At 74.3% G+C, this 6,615-nt stretch carries 4 protein-coding genes and 1 pseudogene; 4 read left to right on the top strand and 1 reads right to left on the bottom strand.

The features are described from left to right. The coding region (locus tag ABD317_RS32100; protein WP_344294596.1) for a saccharopine dehydrogenase family protein at positions 1 to 644 on the bottom strand (644 nt) is incomplete at its 3' end. Between the two features lie 145 nt (positions 645 to 789). On the opposite strand from ABD317_RS32100, the gene ABD317_RS32105 reads away from it, so the two are divergent. From ABD317_RS32105 to ABD317_RS32120, 4 genes and pseudogenes are all read left to right on the top strand, one after another. Further along, a complete protein-coding gene (locus ABD317_RS32105) occupies positions 790 to 1,959 on the top strand; it encodes a CaiB/BaiF CoA transferase family protein (protein WP_344294598.1) in 1,170 nt (389 codons plus the stop codon). Then, a pseudogene (locus tag ABD317_RS32110) lies at positions 1,956 to 3,097 on the top strand (acyl-CoA dehydrogenase family protein). Before ABD317_RS32105 ends, ABD317_RS32110 begins: the two are co-directional and overlap by 4 nt. 14 nt (positions 3,098 to 3,111) lie before the next feature. Next, a complete protein-coding gene (locus tag ABD317_RS32115) occupies positions 3,112 to 4,347 on the top strand; it encodes an acetyl-CoA C-acetyltransferase (protein ID WP_344294600.1) in 1,236 nt (411 codons plus the stop codon). A 35-nt stretch (positions 4,348 to 4,382) separates the two neighbouring features. Next, the gene (locus ABD317_RS32120) at positions 4,383 to 6,572 is read left to right on the top strand and encodes a 3-hydroxyacyl-CoA dehydrogenase NAD-binding domain-containing protein (protein ID WP_344294602.1); all 2,190 of its coding nucleotides are present in this window, start codon (positions 4,383 to 4,385) and stop codon (positions 6,570 to 6,572) included. Positions 6,573 to 6,615 lie beyond the last annotated feature (43 nt).

A 6,615-nucleotide genomic window follows, 5' to 3' on the forward strand; every position in this document is an offset into this window, starting at 1 on the left:
CGCCCCGGGACCGGCGGCTCGGCCCTGCGGCGGGCCCGGGCCGCACGCGCCGCGGGGACCCGCCGGGAGACGGCGCCGAGCGCGGACGCCAGCGTTCCGCCGGAGATCCGGCCGGCGGCGCGCAGGAAGCCGTCGACCCGCAGCGGCACGTCCTCCGGCAGCTGCTCGACGGTGAAGCGCACGCCGAGGTCGAACGGCGTGCAGTCGAACCCGCAGGCGTGCACCAGCCGAGCCCCGGTCGCCCGGGCCCGCTCGTGGTGGCGCAGGTAGACCCGGTCGACGAACTCCGGCTCGCCGGCCAGGTCGGCGTAGTCCGTCCCGGCCGCGGCACACGCGGCGACGAGCGGTTCGCCGTAGCGCAGGTAGGGCCCGACCGTCGTGGCCACCACGCGGGTCTGCCCGGCCAGCCGGTGCAGCGACGCGGGATCCGTGGCGTCCGCGGCGAGCAGCGGCAGGTCGCCCCACTCCCGCCGGACGGCGGCCAGCCGGTCGCGTACGTCCGCCAGCCTCCCGGTGTCGCGCCCGGCCAGCGCCCAGCGGCAGCCGGGCGGCGCGTGGCGGGCGAGGTACTCGGCGGTGAGGCCGCCGGTGAAGCCCGTGGCGCCGAACAGGATGAGGTCGTGCGGTCGGGACTCGTCTGCCATGGCTCCAGGGTGGTCCACGGGCGCCGTTCCGTCGACGCGGCGGACGGCGGATTCCGGGCGTGCACCCCTCCGCCCTTGTGCCCACTGAAACGTGTTCTTATCATTTCTGGTGTTACACAGTTGGTGTCACACTGCTGGGGGCTTGATGGGGAGCACGGGGCACGGCCCGCTGCACGGCGTCCGCGTGGTCGAACTGGCCGGCATCGGACCCGGGCCGTTCGCCGCGATGCTGCTCGCCGACCTCGGCGCCGACGTCGTCCGCGTCGACCGGCCCGGCGCCCCGGGGCTCGGCATCGCCCCCGCGCACGACACCACCAACCGCAACAAGCGCTCCGTCGTCCTGGACCTCAAGTCCCCGGCGGGCGCCGCCGCCGCGCTCGACCTCGCCGGCCGCGCCGACGTCCTCGTGGAGGGCTACCGCCCCGGCGTCGCCGAGCGCCTCGGCGTCGGCCCCGCGGAGTGCCTCGCCCGCAACCCCCGGCTGGTGTACGGCCGCATGACGGGCTGGGGCCAGGACGGCCCGCTCGCGCAGACCGCCGGCCACGACATCGGCTACGTCGCCGTCACCGGCGCGCTCGGCATGATCGGCCCGCCCGGCGGCCCGCCCGCCGTCCCCGCCAACCTCCTCGGGGACTACGCCGGCGGCTCCCTCTACCTCGTCGTCGGCGTGCTGGCCGCACTGCAGCACGCCCGCACCACCGGGCAGGGGCAGGTCGTCGACGCGGCCATCGTGGACGGCACCGCGCACCTCACCGCGATGATCCACGCCATGGCCGCCGCCGGCGCCTGGCAGGACCGCCGCGGCGTCAACCTCCTCGACGGGGGCGCGCCGTTCTACGGCGTCTACGAGACCGCGGACGGCGGGTACATGGCCGTCGGCGCGCTGGAGCCCGCGTTCTACGAGGAGTTCGTCCGGCTCCTCGGCGCCGGCGACGGCGCGGCCGGCGCCCTCCCCGACCGGAGCGACCCCGCGGCCTGGGCGGAGCTGCGCGAGCGGCTGGCCGCCCGCTTCCGGACGCGTACGCGCGCGGAGTGGACGGAGGTCTTCGCCGGCTCGGACGCCTGCGTCGCCCCCGTGCTGTCCCTGCGCGAGGCCCGCGACCACCCGCACCTCGCCGCCCGCGGCACCCTCGCCGAGCACCACGGCGCCGTCCAGCCCGCCCCCGCGCCCCGGTTCTCCGCCACCCCCGGCGCCGTGCGCCGGCCGCCCCCGAGCCCGGGCGCCGACACGGCGGACGTCGCCCGCGACTGGGACGTCCCCGCCCTGACCCCACCCCCGCCCCCATCCCCGGAACCCTGCCAGGAGGAGCGTTGAAGCGCCGGCTGTACGGGCCCGAACACGAGGCCTTCCGCGAGACCGTGCGGACCTTCCTGGCCAAGGAGGTCACCCCGCACTACGAGAAGTGGGAGGCCGACGGCGTCGTCTCCCGCGACGCCTGGCTCGCCGCCGGCCGGCAGGGCCTGCTCGGCCTCGCCGTCCCCGAGGAGTACGGCGGCGGGTCCAGGACGACTACCGCTTCGCGGCCGTGCTGGCCGAGGAGTTCGCCCGCGCCGGCGTCGCCGGCCTCGCCGTCGGGCTGCACAACGACATCGTCGGCCCGTACCTGACCTCCCTGGCCATCGACGCGCAGAAGCGGCGCTGGCTGCCCGGCTTCTGCGCCGGCGAGCTGATCACCGCCATCGCCATGACCGAGCCCGGCGCCGGCTCCGACCTGCAGGGCATCCGCACCACCGCCGAGGACCGCGGCGACCACTGGCTGCTCAACGGCGCCAAGACGTTCATCTCCAACGGCATCCTCGCCGACCTCGTCGTCGTGGTCGCCAGGACCACCCCCGAGGGCGGCGCCCACGGGCTGAGCCTGCTGGCCGTCGAGCGCGGCACGGCGGGCTTCGAACGCGGCCGCAACCTCGACAAGATCGGCCAGAAGGCCCAGGACACCGCCGAGCTGTTCTTCACCGACGTGCGGGTGCCGAAGGAGAACCTGCTCGGCACCCGGGACGGGGCGTTCGGCCACCTCATGACCAACCTGCCGCAGGAGCGCATGGCCATCGCCGTCGCCGCGGTCGCCGCCGCCGAGCACCTGGTCGAGGTCACCACGGCGTACGTGAAGGAACGCGAGGCGTTCGGCCGCCCGCTCGGCCGGTTCCAGCACATCCGCTTCGAGATGGCCGAGATGGCCACCGAGTGCGCCGTGACCCGCACGTTCGTCGACCGCTGCATCGAGGACCTGGCGGCCGGGGAACTCGACGCGGTGCACGCCTCGATGGCCAAGTGGTGGGCGACGGAACTGCAGAAGCGCACCGCCGACCGCTGCCTGCAGCTGCACGGCGGCTACGGCTACATGAACGAGTACCCCGTGGCCCGCGCCTTCACCGACGGGCGCGTCCAGACCATCTACGGCGGCACCACCGAGATCATGAAAGAGATCATCGGCCGCTCCCTGCTCTCCTGAGAGGCTGACCCACCGTGACCACAACCGCCAGGCCGTCCGCCACCGACGCGTACGTGTACGACGCGATCCGCACCCCGCGCGGCCGCGGGAAGGCGAGCGGCGCCCTGCACGGCACCAAGCCGATCGACCTCGTCGTCGGCCTCGTCCACGAGCTGCGCCGCCGCTTCCCCGACCTCGACCCGGCCGCGATCGACGACGTCGTGCTCGGCGTCGTCAGCCCGCTCGGCGACCAGGGCTCCGACATCGCCAAGACCGCCGCCGTCGCCGCCGGGCTCCCCGACAGCGTCGCCGGCGTGCAGGAGAACCGCTTCTGCGCCTCCGGCCTGGAGGCCGTCAACCTCGCCGCGGCGAAGGTCCGCTCCGGCTGGGAGGACCTGATCCTCGCCGGCGGCGTCGAGTCGATGTCCCGGGTGCCGATGGGCTCCGACGGCGGCGCCTGGTTCAACGACCCGATGACCAGCATGGACGTCGGCTTCGTACCGCAGGGCATCGGCGCCGACCTGATCGCCACGATCGGCGGCTACCGCCGCCGGGACGTGGACGAGTTCGCCGCCATGTCGCAGGAGCGGGCCGTCCAGGCGTGGAAGGAGGGCCGTTTCGAGCGCTCCGTGGTCCCGGTCACGGACCGCGCCGGGCTGACCGTCCTGGACCGCGACGAGCACCTCAGGCCGGGCACGACGGCCGACAGCCTCGCCAAGCTGAAGCCCTCGTTCGCGGACATCGGCGAGCTGGGCGGCTTCGACGCGGTGGCGCTGCAGAAGTACCACTGGGTGGAGGAGATCGACCACGTCCACCACGCCGGGAACTCCTCCGGCATCGTCGACGGCGCCGCCCTCGTCGCCGTCGGCTCCGCCGAGGCCGGCCGCCGCTACGGGCTCACCCCCCGGGCCCGTATCGTCTCCGCCGCCGTCACCGGTTCCGAACCCACGATCATGCTCACCGGGCCCGCGCCCGCGACCCGCAAGGCGCTCGCCCGGGCCGGCCTCGGCATCGACGACATCGACCTGATCGAGATCAACGAGGCGTTCGCCGCCGTCGTGCTGCGCTTCGTGGACGAGATGGGCGTCGGCCTGGACAAGGTCAACGTCAACGGCGGCGCGATCGCCCTCGGCCACCCGCTCGGCGCCACCGGCGCCATGATCCTCGGCACCCTCGTCGACGAGCTGGAGCGCCGCGACCTGCGCTACGGCCTCGCCACCCTCTGCGTCGGCGGCGGCATGGGCATCGCCACCGTCGTCGAGCGCCTCTGACCCGTCCCGCCCCCCGCACACGGAGATCCCACCGTATGAGCACAGCCACGAGCCACACGAACACGATTCGCTGGGAGCAGGACGACACCGGCCTCGTCACCCTCGTCCTGGACGACCCGAACCAGTCCGCCAACACCATGAACGCGGACTTCATCCAGTCGCTCACCGCCGTCGCCGACAGGCTGGAGGCCGAGCGCGACGGTGTGCGCGGCGTCGTCTTCGCCTCCGCCAAGAAGACCTTCTTCGCCGGCGGCGACCTGCACGACCTCATCCGCATCGACCGCGAGCACGCCCGCGAGGCGTTCGACACCGGCCTGGCCGTCAAGCGCGCCCTGCGCCGCATCGAGACGCTCGGCGTGCCCGTCGTCGCGGCCATCAACGGAGCGGCCCTCGGCGGCGGCTACGAGATCGCCCTCGCCTGCCACCACCGCGTCGCCCTCGACGCGCCCGGCGCGAAGATCGGGCTGCCCGAGGTCACCCTGGGCCTGCTGCCCGCGGGCGGCGGCGTCACCCGCACCGTGCGGCTCATGGGCATCGCCGACGCGCTGTTGAAGGTGCTGCTGCAGGGCACCCAGTACCGGCCGCGGCGGGCGCTGGAGAACGGGCTCGTGCACGAGGTCGTCGGGACCGAGGAGGAGCTGCGCGCCGCCGCCCGCGCGTTCGTCGACGCCCACCCGGAGTCCCGGCAGCCCTGGGACGAACCCGGGTACCGGATCCCCGGCGGTACGCCCGCGAACCCGAGGTTCGCCGCCAACCTCCCGGCGTTCCCCGCCAACCTGCAGAAGCAGCTGAACGGCGCCCCGTTCCCCGCCCCCCGCGCGATCATGGCGGCGGCCGTCGAGGGCTCCCAGGTCGACTTCGAGACCGCCCAGGTCGTCGAGGCCCGCTACTTCGTCGACCTGGCCGTCGGGCAGACCGCCAAGAACATGATCCAGGCGTTCTTCTTCGACCTGCAGGCCGTCAACGCCGGCCGCTCCCGCCCGGACGGGATCGCCGAACGGCGCGTGTCGAAGGTCGCCGTGCTGGGCGCCGGGATGATGGGCGCCGGCATCGCGTACGCCTGCGCCCGCGCCGGCATCGAGGTCGTGCTGAAGGACGTGTCGGCCGAGGCGGCCGAGAAGGGCAAGGCGTACTCCGCCGGGCTGCTCGACAAGCAGCTCGCGAAGGGCCGTACGACCGAGGAGAAGCGGGACGCGCTGCTGGCCCGCATCACCCCCGCCGCGGACCCCGCGGAGCTGGCCGGCTGCGACGCCGTCATCGAGGCGGTCTTCGAGGACCCGGCGCTCAAGCACAAGGTGTTCCAGGAGATCCAGGACACCGTCGCCCCCGACGCCCTGCTCTGCTCGAACACCTCCACCCTCCCGATCACGCTGCTCGCCGAGGGCGTCGACCGGCCGCGGGACTTCATCGGCCTGCACTTCTTCTCGCCCGTCGACAGGATGCCGCTGGTGGAGATCGTCCGCGGCGAGCGCACCGGGGACGAGGCGCTGGCCCGCGCCTTCGACCTCGTACGGCAGATCTCCAAGACCCCGATCGTCGTGAACGACTCGCGCGGCTTCTTCACCTCCCGCGTGATCGGCCACTTCATCAACGAGGGCGTCGCCATGGTCGGCGAGGGCATCGAGCCCGCGACCGTCGAGCAGGCCGCCGCCCAGGCCGGCTACCCCGCCAAGGTGCTGTCCCTGCTGGACGAGCTGACCCTCACGCTGCCGAGGAAGATCCGCAACGAGACCCGCGCGGCCGTCGAGGCCGCCGGCGGCAGCTACCCCGTGCACCCGGCGGAGGCGGTCATCGACCGCATGGTGGACGAGTTCGGCCGCACCGGCCGGGCCGGGGGAGCGGGCTTCTACGACTACGAGGACGGCAGGCGGACCCGACTGTGGCCCGGGCTCCGGGAGCACTTCACGAAGGCCGGCCAGGACCCGCCGGCGCTGCGCGAGCTGCAGGAGCGGATGCTGTTCGCGGAGGCGCTGGACACCGTGCGGCTGGTCGAGGAGGGCGTGCTGACGTCCGTCGCGGACGCGAACATCGGCTCGATCCTCGGCATCGGCTTCCCGGCCTGGACGGGCGGCGTGCTCCAGTACATCAACGGCTACGAGGGCGGGCTGCCCGGCTTCGCGGCGCGGGCCCGGGAGCTGGCGGCGGCGTACGGCGAGCGCTTCGAGCCGCCCGCGCTGCTGCTGCGGAAGGCGGAGCAGGGCGAGCGGTTCACCGACGACGCCTGACCCGGCCCGGGCCTCCGCCCCGCCGCCCGCGGCCGACGGCTCG

It is taken from the genome of Streptomyces synnematoformans (genome assembly GCF_039531005.1).
Taxonomy (GTDB): domain Bacteria; phylum Actinomycetota; class Actinomycetes; order Streptomycetales; family Streptomycetaceae; genus Streptomyces; species Streptomyces synnematoformans.